Source organism: Methylotenera mobilis JLW8, from assembly GCF_000023705.1.
Classification (GTDB): Bacteria; Pseudomonadota; Gammaproteobacteria; order Burkholderiales; family Methylophilaceae; genus Methylotenera; species Methylotenera mobilis.
The window spans coordinates 1,708,556-1,727,451 of sequence record NC_012968.1 but is presented as its reverse complement, the minus strand read 5'-3'; the positions used below and the strand labels follow the sequence as shown (position 1 = coordinate 1,727,451).

Below are 18,896 nucleotides of genomic sequence, written 5' to 3'. Positions count from 1 at the left end.
ATTTAGTTGTAAAAGTTTTTTTAGTTATTAAAAGACTTTACTTATAAAGTACGGTAAAAGTTGTCTGGTAGTGATGTGTTAGTTTTCTTAGTGTGTTCTTAATGTATCTTGAATATATCCGAATATATATCGAATATACTTTAGTGTAGTAGTTATATGAGTGAGAAAGCCGAAAGTATGACTGAACAGGTCGCCAAGGTGCAATTGCCACCAATTCCAGCAAAGCGCTACTTTACTATTGGTGAGGTAAGCGAGCTTTGTGGCGTTAAACCGCATGTTTTAAGGTACTGGGAGCAGGAGTTTACACAGCTTAAACCAGTCAAGCGTCGTGGTAATCGCCGTTATTATCAGCATCATGAAGTGCTACTGATTCGACGTATCCGCGAGTTGTTGTATGAGCAAGGCTTTACCATCAGTGGTGCGCGTAATCGCCTAGATGACCTTGAGTTCAATACGAAAGCTGGGCATGGTGAGAAACCAACCAGCGCGAAAAGTGCTGTGGCTACATCTGCCGACATTGAACCTGCAATGATAGCTGCAGGTGAAGGCAAGGGCACTGCTTTTGATTACCAAGCAGTTAAAGCTGAGTTGCGTGAAATTTTAAATTTATTACGTACGGATTTTTCTTTAGCCAAGACTTCACATTAATTTAAGACCGTATCCTATCCGTGGACTAATTATTTATGCTGCCAGATTTATGGCGACATGGCTTTTGCGCTATAATACACGCCTTGTTACCAGTAATAGGTAGCAACGGTTCGGGGCGTAGCGCAGCCTGGTAGCGTACTTGCATGGGGTGCAAGGGGTCGTGTGTTCGAATCACACCGTCCCGACCAAAAATCAAGAAGTTATAGCATCAAGAAGTTCTAATATGAAGCCAGCGTTTAGCTGGCTTTTTTATTTTGTGCTGCTGCTTTAATCGGTATTGGGTGTCAGTGTTTTGCCGTAACTGGATTTACGCTTGTTTTATGAGCTAGCGATGGCACTGATAATACTGGGTTATTTATCTAATATTGGATTATTTATCCAATGGCAATAGTTGGCTACTGGCAGTAGATGCACTGGTTTGTTGTGTACGTTGCATCAAGCTAGCGACGAGGATGCCTGCTTCATATAGTAGCCATAGCGGCATCGCCAGCATAAACTGAGAGATCACATCTGGCGGTGTGAATATGGCACCTAACACAAAGGCACCAACTAGCACGTAGGCGCGTGCTTCACGTAAGCTGGCAATGCTTACTACACCTGTTGTCACTAGAAGTACTACGGCAACCGGCACTTCAAATGCGAGGCCAAATGCGATAAAAAGCGACATGGTGAAGTCTAGGTAATTGCCGATGTCTGTCATCACTGCCACGCCTTCAGGCGCGGTGTTGCTAATAAAGCCGAAAATCACCGGAAACACTAAAAAGTAGGCAAATGCCATGCCGCATAGAAAAAGTATAGTGCTGGCAAATACCAATGGCCAGATTAGACGGCGTTCATGCGTGTATAGCCCTGGCGCGACAAAAGCCCATATCTGATACAGGGTGTGCGGTAGCGAGATAACAAAGGCGGTCAGTAGCACACTCTTCATTGGCACAAAGAACGGCGTGGTGACATCGGTAGCAATCATCTGCCCGCCAGCAGGCAGGCTTGCTAGTAGCGGCATGGCTAGGAAGTGGTAAATGTCGTTGGCGAACGGGAATAGGGCGATGATGAGTAGTAGCAACACCACTGCTATACGTAACAGGCGATTACGTAATTCAACCAGATGTGAGACTAAGTTATCTGCGATGCCCAATTTAGCTAGCCTTCGCTTGATTTAGCGGCTGTGACCGGAGTGGTGTTGGGATATAGTCACCCTCTGTCATCGTGGTGGGATGTACAGGTTTTGCTGCTAGCTCTTCGTTTTCGTCTATATCATGGGTGAGCTGATCATGATGGGTAAGCAGGTCATCGCGGACAATCTGTCCATGGCGGATTACCTGACCTACCTGGTATTTAGGTGCGGCTTGCGTATTTTCCAGTATCTCATTCTGCAGCTTCTGTAGCTCTTCTATGCGCAGTTCATTGTCCATTTCGGATTTGACATCATTGATGTAGCGTTGCGCTCGGCCAAACAGATGACCTGCGGTGCGTGCCACTTTGGGTAGTTTGTCTGGGCCGATGGCAATGAGTGCCACCACGCCGATAACAATAAGCTCAGAGAATGCAATATCAAACATGATGTAGTGATGTCCTGGGTAACTTAGTGACTAGCCTTTATGTTTGGCCTTAATGTCTGGCCTGAGTAGCATCATGCTCTACCGTTTGCCCGCCTGCGGTGTTGCCATGTTCGAGGGCAGGGCTGCTTTTTCCTTCATTGACCGCTTCTTTAAAATTTTTGACTGCGCCGCCAACGTCGCCGCCAATATTACGTAATTTTTTGGTGCCAAACACCAATGCCACAATCAGCAGTACGATCAACCAATGCCAGATACTAAAAGAACCCATTATGCGACGACCTCCTAAGTTAACGCTTTGCCCACTCGTGGCCAAAGACTATATATAAACAAATGTATAAATAAAATAACTGCTGACACGGTAGTACTTACTTCACCCTGCGGGGAAGCAAGCGCTCTGCTCAGTGCCGTTCACCGACGCGTGAGCGCGACAGCGTCTCTATTGGTGTTTCACCAAATAACTCGCGGTAATAGCGCGAGAATAAGCTCATATGCCAGAACCCCCATTTCGCAGCTACGCTAGCAATGTATCTGACTTGGTGCGGTGCAGATTGCAGCTCTGCGCGTATGCGGTGCAGGCGTACATTACGCATGTAGGCAACCGGTGTAATGCCTAGTACTCGGATAAAGGCATGATTCAAGGTTCGCCTGCTGATGCGCAGGCTAATACAGAGCTCTTCTATCGTTAGCGGGTAACCTGAGCTTGAAAGTGTGAGGTCACGCACGCGATTGACGATATAGCGATGAATGCGGTGGTCGTGGCTGTGATTAGGGCTATTGCTAGCCTGCAATAGTGCTTGCAAACAGGTTGCCATCAGGTCATTTTCGAAGAGGCGCCATATCTGTTCTGCATCTTCTGTATCGCGAAACTTGGATACATAGTGCATGCCGTCGGTAAGTGATGCTTGCAAACGGGCGGTGACATCGGGAGAGATACGCTCTACTGGCTTCACGCTTTCCATTGCTTTGCGCAGATCTATCCATTCCACTTGGGCGGCATATTCTTCCAAGCGTTGTGCTGAAATAACAGCTGCCGTGATTTCTGATAAGTTAGAGGTGCGAAACACCAACTCAGCATTTTTATCCAGAGTAATCATGGCGTTGGGCTTGACTGGCATCAGCCCCCATGAGGCATCGCCCTCAATGATGGTCGGTAGGCCAATCACGTAGGCATCCGCTGGTGCAAACGCGATTTGGTCAACGGCTCGGTTCATGGTTTCGCGAAACACTTGCACACCGTGATGCGTGACACTGCTCAGTCCGCCCGAGAAAGTGCCTTTACTCAGTTGTGTGTAGTCTTGCGACCAGAACGGCAGCGCGTCCGCTTGTTCTAGCACATCCGTGGTTTTGCGTTCAACTAAATGTATTTTAGGGCTACCACCCGTAGGGGATATGCCCAGAAACTCTTCCTGGAAATTCACGACACTTCTCCTCTAGTCTAACTTTTCGTGGATGCTGGATCCGGCGTTTTTTATTGTTATGCCTTAAGCGAAAAGTCTAGTCTTTTTTATTATTCTTATCGTTGTAATTAATCTTAAAAAGCGTTCAATGGTTTATTGGTTGCGATACTCCGATACGCATTAAATACTAGGTTAGCAAGAGTGACTTTACTCCAAAAAATATGGATTGATAGCAAAAAACGGCAATAGTGACGGCATGATGATAACTTGATGAAATATAGATGAAATTTCCCACTTACATTGCATCAGTTTACTTATATTACACCCAATTTTTTAATATGTAATTAGCCTGAATAAACGGTGGATGGGACAGTAGATGGCTGCAGTATTTAAAGGAATAAATACACTGAATACCCTTCAATGATTTGGATTGGAAATTTCGATATTAGTGTCGGTGTGAACTTGCTATTTTCAATAATGGAGCAGATTGATGTTGCATAACTGGTATTGAAAATAGAGGTTTCTAGCAAGAATCGGCAAGAGCGAGATGCTTGGGTGAACTGTATGCCGATTCTTGCTACGTGAGTTGCATCTGCATTGTTATAGTTTCCCCGTCAGTTTTAAGTAATACCGGGGTTTTTAAATGCAGTGTTCTTTACAGATAGAAGACGGAGTATTTATCAGGTTATTAAAACTGATCGAATTGCTAACAGCTTTTCATTTAGGCATCTCCAACGTTTATAACGCCTAGTTTTATGGCCGCGCCTTCGGGTGCGGCTTTTTTTTTATTTTGCGCTTGTAAAAAGCATAACTGAGCGTGATTGGGATGAGAAATAAAACTGGTAGCAAAAATCGGCAACAGTGAGATTGGCGGCTTAATGGCTTGCCGATTCTTGCTACGGAAGTAACACAATTGTAACTATATTGGCGTTGCGTAGTTTTTATTTCAATCAACAAGTGGCCATATGGCCATAGGAGGAGATCATGAAAATGGGTATAGGGTCTGGAATGTATCAGACATCCCAAGGCAACGCTGCCGTTGCATGTGTGCCTGATGCGATCAGCTTTGCTGAGCCGCGTTCAGGTACGGTACGTTTTGTAACAATGGCGTTAGCGATTGCCGCAGGTGTCGTTGGTGGCAGCATGCTAAATTCAAGCGTGGCAACTTCCGATGCATTAACGGCGATGTTTGTCGTGCTTGCACTGGTAGGTGGCTTTTTATCAACCTGGTCGCCATGCGGCTATTCTAGTTTGAGTCTGTTGCGACCAGCTGGGCGTTATTCGTTCGGTTCGGTAGCACGTTGGACGCCTACCTTTTTAACCCATGTACTAGGTTATGCAGTTGGTGCATTGGTATTAGGTGGTGCACTGGGCTTCGCAGGCTGGCTGCTGTTTGAGCAACTTCCTTTCACCTACATGGTAGCAGGCATGTCTGTGCTGGCGATTGGTTATGGTGTGCATCAGTTCGGTTTCCTGAAGATGCCATATCCACAGCGCCGCGCACAAGTGCCACATGACGCACGTTACCGCTTCAGTTCTTGGGTGATTGGTTTGTTGTATGGCTTTGCATTAGGCATGAACTACCTGACCTATGTGCAAACACCAATGCTTTACATCGTCACTGGTGTAGCGCTGTTTAGTGGTGACGTGCAAACGGCTATCACGATATTCGCTATCTTCAACATTGGCCGCTGCTTGCCAGTAGCTATCAACTTTTTTCCAGTTAGCAATCAGGCTGCTCAGGCTTGGCTTGCTCGTTGGCAAGAACGCGCAGTTGAAGTAGATGGGTTCCTCTTGCTTTCTATTGGGTCTGCAGCACTTACGCTGCTATTCATTTGATAGCCGGTGGTTTTGATTCAGAAGTGAATTTATACAATTATTAATAAGGTCTGGAGAGAATATGATTACTTTAAATAATCAATCAACAAACGGAAAGCGCGGGCTAACAGCTAGCGTTGCAGGCAAGTTGGCAATCGCCGCTTTGTTGGTGGCAGCGCAACCTGCGTTTGCTGAAGATCAAAAAGCTGTGCCAAAACAGCTTGCCGCAGTTGGCAGCCTAAAGATTGACAATTTGTCAGTTGCAAAAGCGCCACCTGTTGATGCTAAGCGTTTTTACGTGATTGACCCTGGTCACTTCAACATGACTTCTCAAACGTATGTCATGGGCGCTAATGATAACAAACTGCAAATGCACGGTTTGATCGATGGCGGCAAACTGCCGCATGTGATGTCAAGCCCTAAGTTTGTAGGTATGGCTAATACAACTTACGATCGTATTGCTCATGGTAAGCGAGATGACTACGTGAGATTGCATGATCCACAAACACTTGAGGCAGTTGCAGATATTGATATTCCTGAAATCCGCTTTTTAACGGGTTTAATGGAACGTACGGCGTCTTTGAGTGTTGATGACAAATACATGCTGATTCAGCAGTTCTCACCATCATCTGGCGTGGGTCTGGTTGATCTGGAAGCCAAGAAGTATGTGAAGACTATGCCTGTTCCAGATTGTTATCACGTTTTCCCAGCTGCTAAGCAAAACTTCTTCATGCACTGTCGTGATGGTTCATTGCTGCAGGTGACTTATGACAACCAAGGTAACTCTAAGCAGAAAAATACTAAAGTATTCCATGCCGAGAACGAGTATCTACACAATAACCCGTACTACTCAAACTCAGCTGGTCGTCTAGTATGGCCAACTTACGAAGGTAAGATCTTCCAGGCTAAGTTGTCTGATTCTGGTGCTGAATTCTTGAAACCAATCGAGATTTTCACTGATAAAGAGAAGAAAGATAAGTGGGGCCCAGGTGGCTGGCAACCAATTGCTTTCCATAAAGAGCGTAACGAAATCTATCTGCTTGCAGACCAACGCGCTAAATGGACGCACAAATTACCTAGCCGTTTTGTAGTGGTAGCTGATGGTACAACCGGTAAACGTTTGCGCCGTATTGACCTGAAACATGCGATTGATTCTATTGCTGTGACTCAGGACAAAAATCCTACGCTGATTGCGGCTTCAATTGAGCACAAAATCATCTATACCTTTGACGCGATTGGCGGTAAGCAGTTGGCATCAATGGACGAGATGGGTAAAGCTCCTCAAATTATCGTTACGATGGATAAGTGAGTAAATCATGAACTGGCTGATTAATGACCCGATTGTTCCGGTGTTTGCTTCACTTTTCCTGGCACTTGTTTTGGCTGCGGCTGCAATTCCAAAAATCCGCAATGCAGATGAGTTTCAGGGGGTGGTTGCAAATTACCGGCTGCTTCCTTCCTTCATGGTCGCCCCATTCGCGAAGCTTCTACCTTGGTTAGAGCTTGGCAGCGCCATAGCATTGCTGGTGCCGCCAGCGCGCGAGGTGGCTGCGTGGGTAGCGGCAGGCCTGTTTATGATGTTTGCAATGGCACTCGCGATTAATGTCGGACGTGGCCGCACCCACATTGACTGTGGTTGCGTACGTCGCCCGACAAGTGTGAGCCGCATTGGCATGTTTCACGTCATGCGTGCCCTTGCACTCGCCGCAGTGAGTCTCTTCACCGCTAATGTCACTGTTAGTTTGTCAGCAATGACATGGGAGTCAGTAGTGGTTGGTGTAGCTGGTGCCGCGATGTTTGCGATGCTTTATCTTGCTGCAGATTTAATCGTGGGTTTACACGACTCACGTGCCAAAAAAAGTTAGTTTATACATAGGAGAATAGAAATGAATACTGGATTTATTATTGCATCGAATGTGTTGTTGTGGTGCGCATTCTTAAGCCTGGCAGCATTGATGCTTGGCGTTATACGACAAATTGGTCTGTTACACGAGCGTTCAGCTCCGCTGGGTGCGATGTTGCTCGACAACGGCCCTGAAGTCGGCGAGCGCTCACCGGTGTTCAGTCTGACGACGTTTGACGGTGCACCGATTACAGTTGGTCGTGCGGTGACACCAAACCGTCCAAGCCTGTTGATGTTTACTGGTCCAAGCTGCCCTATCTGCGCTAAGTTGCTGCCGATTATTCGTTCAGTAGCTGCTGCAGAAGGTGCTGATGTAGTGCTGATTAGTGATGGTACACGTGCTGAACACCTTGAGTTCTTACGTAACCATCCGCTGCAAAATGAGCGCTATGTTGTTTCAGCTGAAATTGGTATCCGTTATCAGATTTCTAAAGTTCCTTATGGCGTGTTGCTTGATGCAGATGGCGTGATTCTTGGCAAAGGCCTGTGCAATACACGTGAGCATGTTGAAAGCTTGTTTGAGACAGTTCGTGAAGGTCATTCAACTTTACAGGACTTCATGAAGCACAGCACGACTCCGTTACTGCACGCAGACGAAAACAAAGGTGTTCATTAATTTAGTCTAAAAGTTCCAATATTTAGGATAAGGAAAACAAAATGAAAGAAAACAAACGATTTGATTCTACCATTGAGAAATTGGCGCGTACCACGGCCAATTACACTGGCCGCCGTAGCTTTATCGGCAAAGTAGGTATGTTATTAGCAGGTTCAGCACTGTTACCTTTGCTACCAGTTGACCGTCGCGCTCGTCTTGGTCTTGGTGAAGCACAGGCAGCTAGTGTTAACAGCATGACCCGTGAACGTGGTTGGGTGCCTCAGGATAAAGATCCACAGGCTTGTGACTACTGGCGTCATTGTTCTATCGACGGCCAAATTTGTGATTGTAGTGGTGGTAGCTTGACATCTTGCCCACCAGGTTCAAGTCTATCACCAAGCTCATGGGTTGCTAGTTGCTTTAACCCAGGTGATGGTCAAACTTACCTGATTGCGTACCGTGACTGTTGTGGTAAACAAACTGCTACTCGTTGCGGTTGCTTCAATACACACGGTGAATTGCCAGTGTATCGTCCAGAGTTCAACAACGACATCGTTTGGTGTTTCGGTGCTGAAAATGATGATATGACATATCACTGCACTATCTCACCAGTTGTTGGTAAGGCTAGCTAAAATGAAAATGAGAACTAGGCCCGGTACACGCTTGATGGGCCTGCTTCTCGTCATGAATATGGCGGTGGCGGGTATTTCACACGCTGGCGAAATCGTTACAAAAGACGATTTTCGCCGGCCGGAGGGAATTCCGTCACCTTCATCTAATCCGTTGACGGAAGATAAAGCAAATTTAGGTAAGACGCTGTTTTTTGATGCGCGTCTATCTCGTGATAATAGTATGTCTTGTGCCACCTGCCATGCGCCAGATAAGCGCTGGAGCGATGGTCGTTTACGCCCGTTGGGATCAGAACATGTAGCAAACGCACGCCGCACACCAACCGTGCTCAATAGTGCGTGGCTTTCAGCCTTGATGTGGGATGGCCGTGCCGGCTCTTTAGAGGCACAAGCCGTGCTGCCGATTACTACCCCGCATGAAATGAATTTTGATATGCCTAGCGTAGTAGCACGCTTGGAAAGCATACAAGGATACCGTCCTTTGTTTACACAGGCGTTTGGTGATGCTACGGTGAACAAAAAGCGAATTACCGAAGCGCTAGCGAGCTTCGAGAGAACACTGGTTTCTAATGCAGCGCCTTTTGACCGCTGGGTTGCTGGTGATGAAAGCGCGATTAGCGAGCGTTCTAAACATGGCTTTAAATTATTCACAGGCAAGGCGCAATGTGCCTCCTGCCATAAGTCGTGGCGTTTTACCGATGATAGTTTCCATGATATCGGCCTGCGTACTGAAGATATTGGCCGCGGTGCAAAAGTGCCGCCGCAAGTAACGCTCATGCAGTATGCGTTCAAAACACCATCGTTACGTGATCTGCCGATTAATGGTCCATATATGCACGATGGTGCGATGAGTGGTTTGGACGAAGTGGTCAAGCACTATGAAAAGGGTGGTATTGACCGCAAGAGCCGTTCGCTGGAAATGAAACCATTTGAATTGACCGACGCGGAAAGATTATCACTGATTGAATTTGTTAAGACGCTGGATGGCGGCGCCTTGAAGGTGGATTATCCTCGGATGCCACAGTAAGTATGCGTACAGCAAGAATTGAAGGTGATGTGATGAAGCAGATATTAGGAAGATTGTGGCATGTAGCTATCAATACACATAAAACGGGCGTTTCGTATTCCGCTAGTGTGTTGCGGCGTAAATTATCAATAGTTACCTTGATGGCAGCCATGATGCTGGGCGTATGCACGAGTTCATATGCTGAGCAGGATCATACCGGTCATGATGTTCCAAAACGTGATGCTTCAAGCAAGGTTTACCCGTCCAGAGCGGAGCAGGGTGTAGTTACGCCATTAGCGCCAGGGGCAACCTTGCACAAAATGACGCTGTCGCATCACGAGCTTGAGGCGTGGTCATTTGTGCCAAAACGCAAAGATCGTATCGAGATTGAAAACCGTTCCAATATTACACATGCACTTTATGTGACCTATCCTGACGGTACTGTGGTCAATCTTGAAATTCAGATTCCAGGAGATATTGTCAGCTGGACGGTACCGGATGATGCCGAAGGCGAGTATGTGTTCCGGTGCTGGATCCATCCGGTGATACGCGCAAACATGATAATTAGTGAGTGATTAAGCCAAACTGATTGATGACTGCAGTATAAAGATAAGATAGGAGCAAGAGATGACTGAGCATGTACCCGAAAAAGTGTCAGTTGCTGTCAAATCTGCGATAGAAAATCCAGAGCGCAGGAAGGCCATTAAACGCATATTCCGTCATGCCGGTGTGGCTGTGTTAGGCACAATGGTTGCGCAGGCGGCTATTTTTTCTCGACCTGCACGAGCCGCCAAAATTCTCAGGCCGCCTGGCGCATTGCCGGAAAAAGAGTTTGATTCAACCTGCATCCGCTGCGGCTTATGTGTCAAAGATTGCCCCTACGATATCCTCAAACTGGCAACTTGGGCTGACCCTGCACCATTGGGCACTCCATTTTTTGTAGCACGCCAGGACCCTTGCCGCATGTGCACTGATATTCCTTGTGTAAAAGCCTGTCCAACTGGTGCGCTTGATCCTCTGTTGACTGATATCCGCAAGGCGGATATGGGTGTGGCGGTGCTGGTAGACCATGAAAACTGCCTAAATTATAAAGGCCTGACCTGTAGTATCTGTGTCCGTGTATGTCCGATCCGTGGTGAAGCGATCTCGCTAAAACCGATTCAAAACGAGCGTGGTGTATTACAGATTCCGACGGTTGACCCAGATAAATGTACTGGTTGTGGCACCTGCGAAAAACACTGTGTACTGTCCGAAGCGACGATACGCGTATTGCCGCGCGAACTTGGCTTAGGTATTTCTGGCACTAATGCAATGGGACGTAGGTAATGGTGAATTTATTCCGACGAATAGTTTCTTACGTTAAAAGCCATCGCTGGCTACTAATGCGTCGTACGCTGCAAATTCTGATCGTGCTTGCTTTTGTGGTTGATATTCCGGAAGTGGGGCGTATCGCGCATGGTAATCTTTCTTCTAGTCTCTGGTTCTGGAATGTACCGCTTACTGACCCGTTTGTGCTGCTGCAATCATGGCTTGCAGGTGCTCCTCTAGCGCAGACTGCGCTAATCGGGGCAGCCATTGTGGGAGGATTTTATGCATTTTTTGGCGGTCGCATCTATTGTAGCTGGGTGTGCCCCATCAATATGATGACCGATGCTGCGTACTGGCTACGGCAGAAGTTTAAGATTAAGGGCAACCTGACCATGTCGCAAGATTTGCGGTCAGTACTACTGGTCATGGCGCTAGTGCTGTCTGTGATCACCGGCACGCTTGCTTGGGAAGATATCAATCCAATCACGTTGTTGCAGCGTGAAATTATGTGGACCTCTGCCGCGGGGCTCACATTCCTAGCAGCATTGTTTATGTTTGATTTTCTCGTGACGCGTCGTGGCTGGTGCGGCCATCTTTGTCCAGTGGGCGCTTTTTACCGATGGATAGGGCATTATGGCAGGCTGCGTATCATGGCAGTCAAGACAGATGCATGTTCAGGCTGTACCGACTGTATCAAGGTCTGTCCTGAGCCTCATGTGCTAGCGCCTTTGGTTGCTCAGAAAGCCGTGACGGTTACTGACAGTGATTGTACCCGCTGCGGTGCGTGCGTCGATAAATGTGGCAGCGGGTCATTGTCTATGAAGTTAGATCTAAGCCGTGTCAGTTCATTTCGCGGTATCCCAATTGTAAAAAAATGAATTTGATACAGACCATGTCTTGCTAAATGGCAACACCTATATGGTAAAACAAGGTCTGCTGAATAACACAGCAGCTAAATTCAATCATGTCTCGCAGACTAGTCAACCTGCGCTAGTTGATATGAAGTTTTTGATATACATGTCTTACATTTTTGCCGGGATATACTGCAATTGGGTTCTACAGCGTAAAAAAGCGGGGCAAGCCCCGCTAAGAGAAGTCACGCTAAGAAAAGTCATAAGTAAAATCAGAGCCTATAGACTCTGATTTACATGGCTCTGACCTTTACATAGCTCTAATCCAGCGCACGACTTCTCTGAACTCATCGTCCGTTAATTTGCCTTCGTTAGGCGGCATAGGTAGCACGCCCCAACTACCGCGGCCGCCTTTTTTAATTTTATTAATCAATTTATCTTCTACATCTTGGCCTTTATATACAGCAGCTACATCTTTAAATGCAGGGCCCACATTGCGTTTTGTCATGGTATGACACATCAGACAGCCACCTTTTTGAGCCAGAGCTTCGCCCGCAGGTACGGCATCGTCGGCTAGCGCAAGTTGTGCTGACAAACCTAAAGCTGCCGCCAGAATAATGTTTGATACAAATGATTTTTTGCTGGTATGAGCAGCAGTGCTTGGCTCTGAAGCCACTGTTAATTGACTACGCATAATAAAAAACTCCACAAGGTTATTTCGAGCCTTGATTGTAGGCGTGACTATTACAGCATGATGACAAAAATCGGCATAACCGTAGCTAAAACAGGTGGATAAAGCAGCGTGTGTTGCCGTTTTTGTATAACGTACGTTTTTTTGCGCGCCCATAATAGTTACACCTATAAATCAACATGGTAGCGAGGTGTTGGTGGTTTCATTTGCATGTTACCCGATGCAACTTGTTCCCAATTTCCTGGCAGTAAAGCTGTAGCAGTAAACACTTTTTATTTAAGTATTTTTCTATGGAGGTTACCAAGGGGAATTATGAAACACTTATTGAAATCGGCAATACAAACAGCAATATTAGCCCCGGTTTTCTGTGCGATGCCGCAGGCTTATGCTGCTGAAGAGGTGAGCGAAAAATCTTCACCACATACATTAACAACAAACGTTGGATTCTTCAGCGACTACACATTCCGTGGCATTTCTTACACTAGAGAACACGGCTCGATACAGGGCGGGTTTGACTACACACACAGCAGCGGTTTTTATCTCGGCATCTGGGCAACCAATATAGATAGTGGAGCAGTGTATGGCAATACGGTCGAAAAAGACCTGTATGGTGGCTATGTACAGCCCTTAACTGACAAATTAAGCATGAGTGTGGGCTTTATAGAGTACTTCTATCCTCACGGTAAACACGCTGGCCACGGTACTACTAACAGGGGGGACTCTGCTAACACTACTGAAATTAATGCTGCGTTAATGTATGAGAATCTCACATTAAAGCACTCTTACGCACTGTCTAATTTCTTTGGCATTAACAATAACTACGCTGGTAACGGCAACTCACGTGGCTCAGGCTATACCGAGTTAAACTTCAACTGCAAACTGCCAATTGCCGACCTGAATTTATTGATGCATGTTGGTCGCCAGACTGTGCAACATTATTCGCAGGCAAACTATACTGATTGGCTAGTAGGCGTGAATAAAGATTTTAGCATTGCAAACAGCACAGGCTGGAATGCCGGCCTTAACTACACTACCACCAATGCTAGTGATAGCTGGTATGTTGACGCTAAGGGCTGGGAGACTGGTAACGACCGTTTCATAGGATATATTAAACGTACGTTTTAAATGCTGTGGGAAGCGGGTGCTTTGCAGGACTAAGTGTTACGAAAATGCCAGCCAAGAGCTGGCTTTTTTGTGTCTGTTAGCCATGCAAGTTAAAGATAAGACTATCATAAGGGTAACTAAGTATTTACCTAATAGAGTATGTGCTATTATTTGCGGTTGTTTACAGAGATTTTTGTGGTTGATAGTCTGGTTTTGAGAGCTATATTTGAGTGCTGGATTTGAGCACTAGGTTTGAGTACTAGGTTTAATAAGTCTAACGTTTATAGCACGACAGCTTTATAGGAATGAAATGGAACACGCCGCATTTGTACATAATGAAGAGCAGTATATTGTGCACAACCCGAAAGAGGTTACACAGATTATAAACGACTTAATTAAGCATAAGTCTATGATTAAAGTGACATTTAATCACGGTGCTGATGTTTATCTGACCAGCATTATCAGCATTGATGCTAAAACTGGCGCGGTGTATTTAGATGTGGGCGTTGATGATGAGTTTAACCGTCGCTTGCTTGCCAGTAACCATGTGGTGTTTATCAAAGAAGATGGCGTAAAAATAAAATGGACCAGTGCGCATATAGCCGGTGTTGAGTTAAAAGACGGTAAGGCGATTAAAATTGCACTGCCAAAAGACATGGTTCGCCTGCAACGCCGCGATTTCTATCGCTTTGCCACGCCGGTAGCTAATCCTGTCGTATGCAAAATTCCGGTACCGGACGTGCTGAATCCTGCAGAAGAAACTATCTTGGAGCTCAGCTTGGTGGATGTCAGCTTAGGCGGCATCGGCACATTGGTGGCAGCACCACTTAATCCAGCCTTGGTGCTTGGTCAGGCATTCAATGGCTGTAAAATTGGTTTTCCCGATGTCGGTGAAACCAATCTTACGTTAAAGGTAAAAAATATTACGGAAATACACGTGCAGGATGTGATGACTAAGTATCGTGTAGGATTCGAATACGTGGAGCCTTCAAGAGGTAATGAAGGTCTGATTAACCGCTATGTTTATATCTTGGAGCGTCAAGCCATCGCTTTGGCGCATGGCGCCGCTTAAGTGATGCCGCGTAATTTATTTTAGGTAGTTTGATTATTTAGCTAACTTGGTTTTAGCTGGTTTAGTTTAAGTCTGAGTTAGCTTAGTCTGATAGCTCGATAACGTAAATAGTTAAATACACAGTGTGCTCATACACTGTGTATTTAAATTCCCAAGCCGTTAAGCGTCAAGCCTATTAAATCCCGAGAGACTCAGCCCATGCTAGGGCTGCGATATGACACTCATTGACCTTGTCTGCATCGTATTGCAGCAGTTCTGCTAGTTCTAAAATCCGCTTGCTATCAGCACCTTCGCAGGCTTCTGTTAATTGTAAGAATGGCCCGTACACGCCACCGCGAGTAAGTAGCGCCTCAGAAACATTTTCCGGCAGCTGAATTTTTTCCAGTACCTGATCCATCGGCATTTTTAGAATGGCATCTAGCAGCGAGAATACGCCAACGATAAATAGATTATCTCTATCATGTTTCTCAAAGTAGCTTTCGCCTAGCAGTTCGGTTAGGCGTCCACGGGTGATAGAGGTTTTCATCAATGCTGGCGGTGTTGAGTTTTCCCCTGCGGTCACCATCAGTAGTGTGAGCCAGCGGTAAAGCTGTTTTCTGCCCAAAATGGTGAGCGCATGTTGAATGGACTGAATCTCACAGGAAAGCCCAAAACCTACAGAGTTGATATAACGTAGCAACTTAAATGAAAGCGCGGCATCACGTTTAAAGCCATTTTCAATATCACTGTTGTCTGAGTCCTGCGTGACTAAATTGAGCAGGTTTAATACGCTATCAAACGACGGGTTGATGACCTTGGCGGTAAAGGTTTCTGGTCGAGCAAAGTAAAAGCCCTGAAAGCGTCTAAAGCCAATTTCTTTATATGCTTCAAACTGCTCTAGCGTTTCAATTTTCTCTGCCACCATTTGTACGTTCGGCGCGGCATATTTCTGGAATAGCTTACGTGCCTCTTGTGGGTTTACGCTTAGCGCATCAACTTTTACAAAGCTGGCAAATTGAGCGAGAAGCTCTAATTGTGTACCAAGTTGTGGGTTATCCAGCGCGATTTTATAGCCGAGCTTGCTTAACTCTCTACAGCGTTCAACCACGGCATCTCCTGCTACCACTGTGCGCAGGATTTCCAGCACGGTACGCTGTGGCGGCATGAGTTCTATAAACTCACTCAATAGCATCGCCTCATTGACGTTGATAAATGCTAACTTGTCACCCAGCAGCCATTGCACGTCCATATCGCCCATGGTGTTGATCAACACATTGGAGCAGGCTTTCAGACCATCTTCAAATACGGCGCTATCAGCATCAGCACTGTGTCTAAATAGCAGCTCATAGCCGATGATGTGCTGTTTCAAATCCATAATAGGCTGGCGCCCAATAAATACTTGATTTTCCATTTTATAGCCCTAACGAGTTCTGATAGTCTGATGCTAAACTTTATGAGGTAACGCAAGCGTAACCGCGATGCTTGGCACTTTAATTATTGTAATAAAATTCTACCTGACTAAAGCTTGCCGCGTATTGTATTTTTGAAATATTTGGTAAGGTATGCAGAATTGTTGTTGAGATGAACAACATACCTTATATTGTGTGCAGTAGATTCTAATAAGAGAGCAAAACTCATGAAAATAATCGTAACGCCAAGCCAGCCATACAGTGACCAAAAACCTGGCACATCCGGTTTGCGCAAAAAAGTAAAAATATTCCAGCAAGAACATTATCTGGAAAACTTTGTGCAAAGTTTGTTTGACACACTAGTCGTGCCAAATGATGCAGTATTAGTGGTGGGCGGCGATGGGCGTTACCATAATAGGCAAGCTATCCAGACGATTATTAGCATGGCAGCTGCCAACGGTTTTACCCGAGTGTTGATCGGACAGGGCGGTATTTTGTCAACGCCCGCGGCATCGCATGTTATCCGTAAATATAAAACATTTGGCGGTATGGTGTTGTCGGCAAGTCATAATCAAGGCGGTATTCACGGTGATTTTGGTATCAAGTACAACATCGGTAATGGTGGGCCAGCACCGGAGAAAATTACTGACGAAGTTTTTGCTAAAAGTAAGGTCATTGCCGAGTATAAAATTTCTGATTTACCGCTGGTGGATATTGATACCATCGGCGAGACCCAGTTTGCAGGGGCTGTATCTGACCAGACCTTCACCGTGCAGGTGATTGATGCGGTGCAGGATTATGCTGATTTAATGCAAAGCCTGTTTGATTTTAAGGCTATCCGTCAGTTGTTGGCATCGGGCTTTGAAATGAAGTTTGATGCGATGCATGCGGTAACCGGGCCATACGCCAAAGAGATTTTTGTAAATCGTCTCGGTGCTTCAACTGATAGCTTAATGAACTGTGAGCCTTCTGAAGATTTTGGCGGTGGGCATCCTGACCCTAACTTAACTTATGCAGAAGAGTTAGTGAAAATCATGTTTGCTGGTGAAAATGCGCTCGATTTTGGCGCAGCCTCAGATGGGGACGGTGACCGTAATATGATTTTAGGGCAAAACTTTTTTGTTACGCCGTCGGACAGTTTGGCTGTGTTAGCTGCCAATGCCACTCTAGTGCCGGCATATAAAAACGGGATTGCTGGCGTTGCACGCTCTATGCCAACCAGCGGCGCAGTCGATCGTGTGGCAGCCAAGTTAAATATACCAAGCTTCGAGACGCCTACAGGCTGGAAATTCTTCGGCAATTTGATGGATGCCGGTCAGGTGACGTTATGCGGTGAGGAGAGCTTTGGCACCAGCTCTAGCCATGTGCGCGAGAAAGATGGCTTATGGGCAGTGCTGTTCTGGCTGAATGTGATTGCTGTTAAGCAAATGAGCGTGGAAGCCATTTTAAAAGCGCATTGGCTGGAGTATGGGCGTAACGTCTACTCGCGACATGATTATGAGGCAATTCCAACTGAAGCCGCCAATAGCGTGATTGCGCATATTAAATCGCAGTTCTCCAGCTTGCCGGGGCAGGTGTTCGGCAGCTACACGGTTAAATTGTGTGACGATTTTAGCTACCATGATCCGATTGATGGCTCGGTCAGTAATAATCAAGGGATCCGAGTGCTATTTACTGATGGCTCACGTATTGTATTCAGGCTGTCTGGTACCGGCACGGAAGGGGCAACTTTGCGTATTTACCTAGAAGCGTATGAGCCGGATAGCGCAAAACATCACTTGGATGCACAGGTAGCGTTAGCTGAAATGATACGAATTGCGCTGCAGATTTCACAGCTGGTAGAAAAAACTGGCCGCGTGGCACCTACTGTGATTACATAGTATTGATTGCATGATGATTGGTCAGGTATGCGAGTTGGCGTTCTGCCTAGCTCGCATGCTGTGATGCAACTAGTGCTATTCAGTTGAATGACTCGACGGGACTTACTCAGACTTTTGGTTTTATTCAACCTTCGATATTGCTTATTGCTGTCTTGTTCAACTTACTGTCTCATTCAGCTTACGATTTTATTCAATTTAGGTTTTTATTCAACTTGGGTGATCGTCATTTCACCTTTATATAAGCGTATGTCCATGCGTCCTAAAAACGACATGCCTAGCAACACGTCACCATCCAGTCCTGGCGCAATCATGGCGGCGACGTTGTGCGCATGCACACCGCCTATTTGCACCGAATCTAACCTGACCATATAGCCTACGCTATCGCCATTGGCGGTATTGGTGCGCACGGCGTTAATGCTTTTTAGGTTAAGTAAGTCTGCTGTCGATTGTGAAATGGCTACTCCGGTGGCGCCGGTATCTACCAATACCTTAACTTTTTTACCATTGATAAGCGCTTCACTGCGGTAATGGCCATCTAGCCCACGTTTTAGTACCACTGAACTAGAGTTGCCCAAGGTGTAAATTTTATTTGGATTTTGAATGCTGTCAGCGAGGTAATAAATAACACCTGCCAGTGTCAGCCAGATAATGATGGAAAGTAGAGTGTTTCTGCTCATTATGCTAGCTTAAAAGCCATGGCCACGATGGCAATGTAGGTCAGGTGATGCAATAGCTGGTCGAAGCCGAGTAGTATCCAAAACCATTCACTAGTGCTGGCTTGCCAGCCGAACTTGCTGCTGAGGTTCATTTTAGCCCAGTCGATATGATAGTGAATCATCATGTCTGCTAGTGCGAACACCCATGCTGCGGCTCCCAGCCAGTAGGCAAGCACCATGAAAGTGCCTATGCCATGTATCGCTGCATGTGCGATGCCTCCGGCATGGCCATAGGTACTTTTGTTTTTGTACATCCAGGGGGATGCCTGCAACGGGAAGTCGCAGATAAAGTGCTTGATAAACAAGCAAAGCAAGGCTTCAAACATTGGTT

At 46.1% G+C, this 18,896-nt stretch carries 21 protein-coding genes and 1 tRNA gene; 14 read left to right on the top strand and 8 right to left on the bottom strand.

The window, feature by feature from the left end; translation table 11 throughout:
* Positions 1-177: 177 nt before the first annotated feature.
* Positions 178-648 carry a MerR family transcriptional regulator gene (locus MMOL_RS08015; protein WP_041928563.1) on the top strand — a complete coding sequence of 157 codons (471 nt, stop codon included), beginning with the start codon at positions 178-180 and terminating at the stop codon, positions 646-648.
* Positions 649-759: 111 nt separating this feature from the next.
* A tRNA-Pro gene (locus MMOL_RS08010) sits at positions 760-836 on the top strand.
* Between the two features lie 182 nt (positions 837-1,018).
* Here MMOL_RS08010 and tatC read toward each other — a convergent pair.
* The 4 genes from tatC to MMOL_RS07990 all read right to left on the bottom strand — a co-directional run bounded on the left by tatC (position 1,019) and on the right by MMOL_RS07990 (position 3,625).
* Complete coding sequence (gene tatC / locus MMOL_RS08005) at positions 1,019-1,783, bottom strand: twin-arginine translocase subunit TatC (RefSeq protein WP_015832519.1); 765 nt, start codon at positions 1,781-1,783, stop codon at positions 1,019-1,021.
* Between the two features lies 1 nt (position 1,784).
* Entirely contained in the window at positions 1,785-2,207 is a 423-nt protein-coding gene (gene tatB / locus MMOL_RS11930; RefSeq protein ID WP_015832518.1) for a Sec-independent protein translocase protein TatB, read from the bottom strand.
* Positions 2,208-2,256: 49 nt separating this feature from the next.
* Positions 2,257-2,475, bottom strand: coding sequence for a Sec-independent protein translocase subunit TatA (gene tatA / locus MMOL_RS07995; RefSeq protein ID WP_015832517.1), 219 nt, complete (start codon positions 2,473-2,475; stop codon positions 2,257-2,259).
* A 130-nt stretch (positions 2,476-2,605) separates the two neighbouring features.
* Positions 2,606-3,625, bottom strand: coding sequence for a helix-turn-helix domain-containing protein (locus MMOL_RS07990; protein WP_015832516.1), 1,020 nt, complete (start codon positions 3,623-3,625; stop codon positions 2,606-2,608).
* 963 nt (positions 3,626-4,588) lie between these two features.
* On the opposite strand from MMOL_RS07990, the gene MMOL_RS07985 reads away from it, so the two are divergent.
* The 9 genes from MMOL_RS07985 (at position 4,589) to napH (ending at position 11,741) form a co-directional block, all read left to right on the top strand.
* Positions 4,589-5,443, top strand: a complete 855-nt coding sequence (locus MMOL_RS07985) for a methylamine utilization protein MauF (RefSeq protein ID WP_015832515.1) — start codon at positions 4,589-4,591, stop codon at positions 5,441-5,443.
* Positions 5,444-5,504: 61 nt separating this feature from the next.
* Positions 5,505-6,731 (top strand): methylamine dehydrogenase (amicyanin) large subunit, encoded by a 1,227-nt coding sequence (gene mauB / locus MMOL_RS07980; protein ID WP_015832514.1) that lies wholly within the window; start codon positions 5,505-5,507, stop codon positions 6,729-6,731.
* 7 nt (positions 6,732-6,738) lie between these two features.
* On the top strand, positions 6,739-7,287 hold the full coding sequence (locus MMOL_RS07975; RefSeq protein WP_015832513.1) for a MauE/DoxX family redox-associated membrane protein: 549 nt from the start codon (positions 6,739-6,741) through the stop codon (positions 7,285-7,287).
* Between the two features lie 21 nt (positions 7,288-7,308).
* Positions 7,309-7,941, top strand: a complete 633-nt coding sequence (gene mauD / locus MMOL_RS07970; RefSeq protein WP_015832512.1) for a methylamine dehydrogenase accessory protein MauD — start codon at positions 7,309-7,311, stop codon at positions 7,939-7,941.
* Positions 7,942-7,982: 41 nt separating this feature from the next.
* Entirely contained in the window at positions 7,983-8,552 is a 570-nt protein-coding gene (gene mauA, locus MMOL_RS07965; RefSeq protein ID WP_015832511.1) for a methylamine dehydrogenase (amicyanin) small subunit, read from the top strand.
* 1 nt (position 8,553) lies between these two features.
* Positions 8,554-9,576: a tryptophan tryptophylquinone biosynthesis enzyme MauG gene (mauG, locus tag MMOL_RS07960; protein ID WP_015832510.1), complete on the top strand. Its 1,023-nt coding sequence runs from the start codon at positions 8,554-8,556 to the stop codon at positions 9,574-9,576.
* A 2-nt stretch (positions 9,577-9,578) separates the two neighbouring features.
* Positions 9,579-10,130, top strand: a complete 552-nt coding sequence (locus MMOL_RS07955; RefSeq protein ID WP_015832509.1) for a cupredoxin domain-containing protein — start codon at positions 9,579-9,581, stop codon at positions 10,128-10,130.
* Between the two features lie 52 nt (positions 10,131-10,182).
* Positions 10,183-10,881, top strand: coding sequence for a ferredoxin-type protein NapG (gene napG / locus MMOL_RS07950; protein WP_015832508.1), 699 nt, complete (start codon positions 10,183-10,185; stop codon positions 10,879-10,881).
* Positions 10,881-11,741, top strand: a complete 861-nt coding sequence (gene napH / locus MMOL_RS07945) for a quinol dehydrogenase ferredoxin subunit NapH (RefSeq protein ID WP_015832507.1) — start codon at positions 10,881-10,883, stop codon at positions 11,739-11,741. Before napG ends, napH begins: the two co-directional genes overlap by 1 nt.
* Positions 11,742-12,024: 283 nt before the next feature.
* Here napH and MMOL_RS07935 read toward each other — a convergent pair whose 3' ends face one another.
* Positions 12,025-12,408, bottom strand: a complete 384-nt coding sequence (locus MMOL_RS07935; RefSeq protein WP_041928772.1) for a c-type cytochrome — start codon at positions 12,406-12,408, stop codon at positions 12,025-12,027.
* A 309-nt stretch (positions 12,409-12,717) separates the two neighbouring features.
* Here MMOL_RS07935 and MMOL_RS07930 point away from each other — a divergent pair, with 309 nt between their 5' ends.
* Both MMOL_RS07930 and MMOL_RS07925 read left to right on the top strand, forming a co-directional pair.
* The gene (locus MMOL_RS07930) at positions 12,718-13,530 is read left to right on the top strand and encodes a TorF family putative porin (RefSeq protein WP_015832505.1); all 813 of its coding nucleotides are present in this window, start codon (positions 12,718-12,720) and stop codon (positions 13,528-13,530) included.
* Positions 13,531-13,819: 289 nt separating this feature from the next.
* A complete protein-coding gene (locus MMOL_RS07925) occupies positions 13,820-14,581 on the top strand; it encodes a flagellar brake protein (RefSeq protein WP_015832504.1) in 762 nt (253 codons plus the stop codon).
* Between the two features lie 175 nt (positions 14,582-14,756).
* On the opposite strand, the gene MMOL_RS07920 is transcribed toward MMOL_RS07925, so the two are convergent.
* Positions 14,757-15,971, bottom strand: coding sequence for an EAL and HDOD domain-containing protein (locus MMOL_RS07920; protein WP_015832503.1), 1,215 nt, complete (start codon positions 15,969-15,971; stop codon positions 14,757-14,759).
* 225 nt (positions 15,972-16,196) lie between these two features.
* Between MMOL_RS07920 and MMOL_RS07915 the strand changes: the two genes are divergently transcribed.
* On the top strand, positions 16,197-17,849 hold the full coding sequence (locus MMOL_RS07915) for an alpha-D-glucose phosphate-specific phosphoglucomutase (protein WP_015832502.1): 1,653 nt from the start codon (positions 16,197-16,199) through the stop codon (positions 17,847-17,849).
* A 203-nt stretch (positions 17,850-18,052) separates the two neighbouring features.
* Here MMOL_RS07915 and MMOL_RS07910 read toward each other — a convergent pair whose 3' ends face one another.
* Together MMOL_RS07910 and MMOL_RS07905 are read right to left on the bottom strand one after the other, a co-directional pair.
* On the bottom strand, positions 18,053-18,526 hold the full coding sequence (locus MMOL_RS07910; protein WP_015832501.1) for a retropepsin-like aspartic protease family protein: 474 nt from the start codon (positions 18,524-18,526) through the stop codon (positions 18,053-18,055).
* Positions 18,526-18,891 carry a DUF3307 domain-containing protein gene (locus tag MMOL_RS07905; protein ID WP_015832500.1) on the bottom strand — a complete coding sequence of 122 codons (366 nt, stop codon included), beginning with the start codon at positions 18,889-18,891 and terminating at the stop codon, positions 18,526-18,528. The genes MMOL_RS07910 and MMOL_RS07905 overlap by 1 nt, the downstream gene beginning before the upstream one ends.
* Positions 18,892-18,896: the final 5 nt, after the last annotated feature.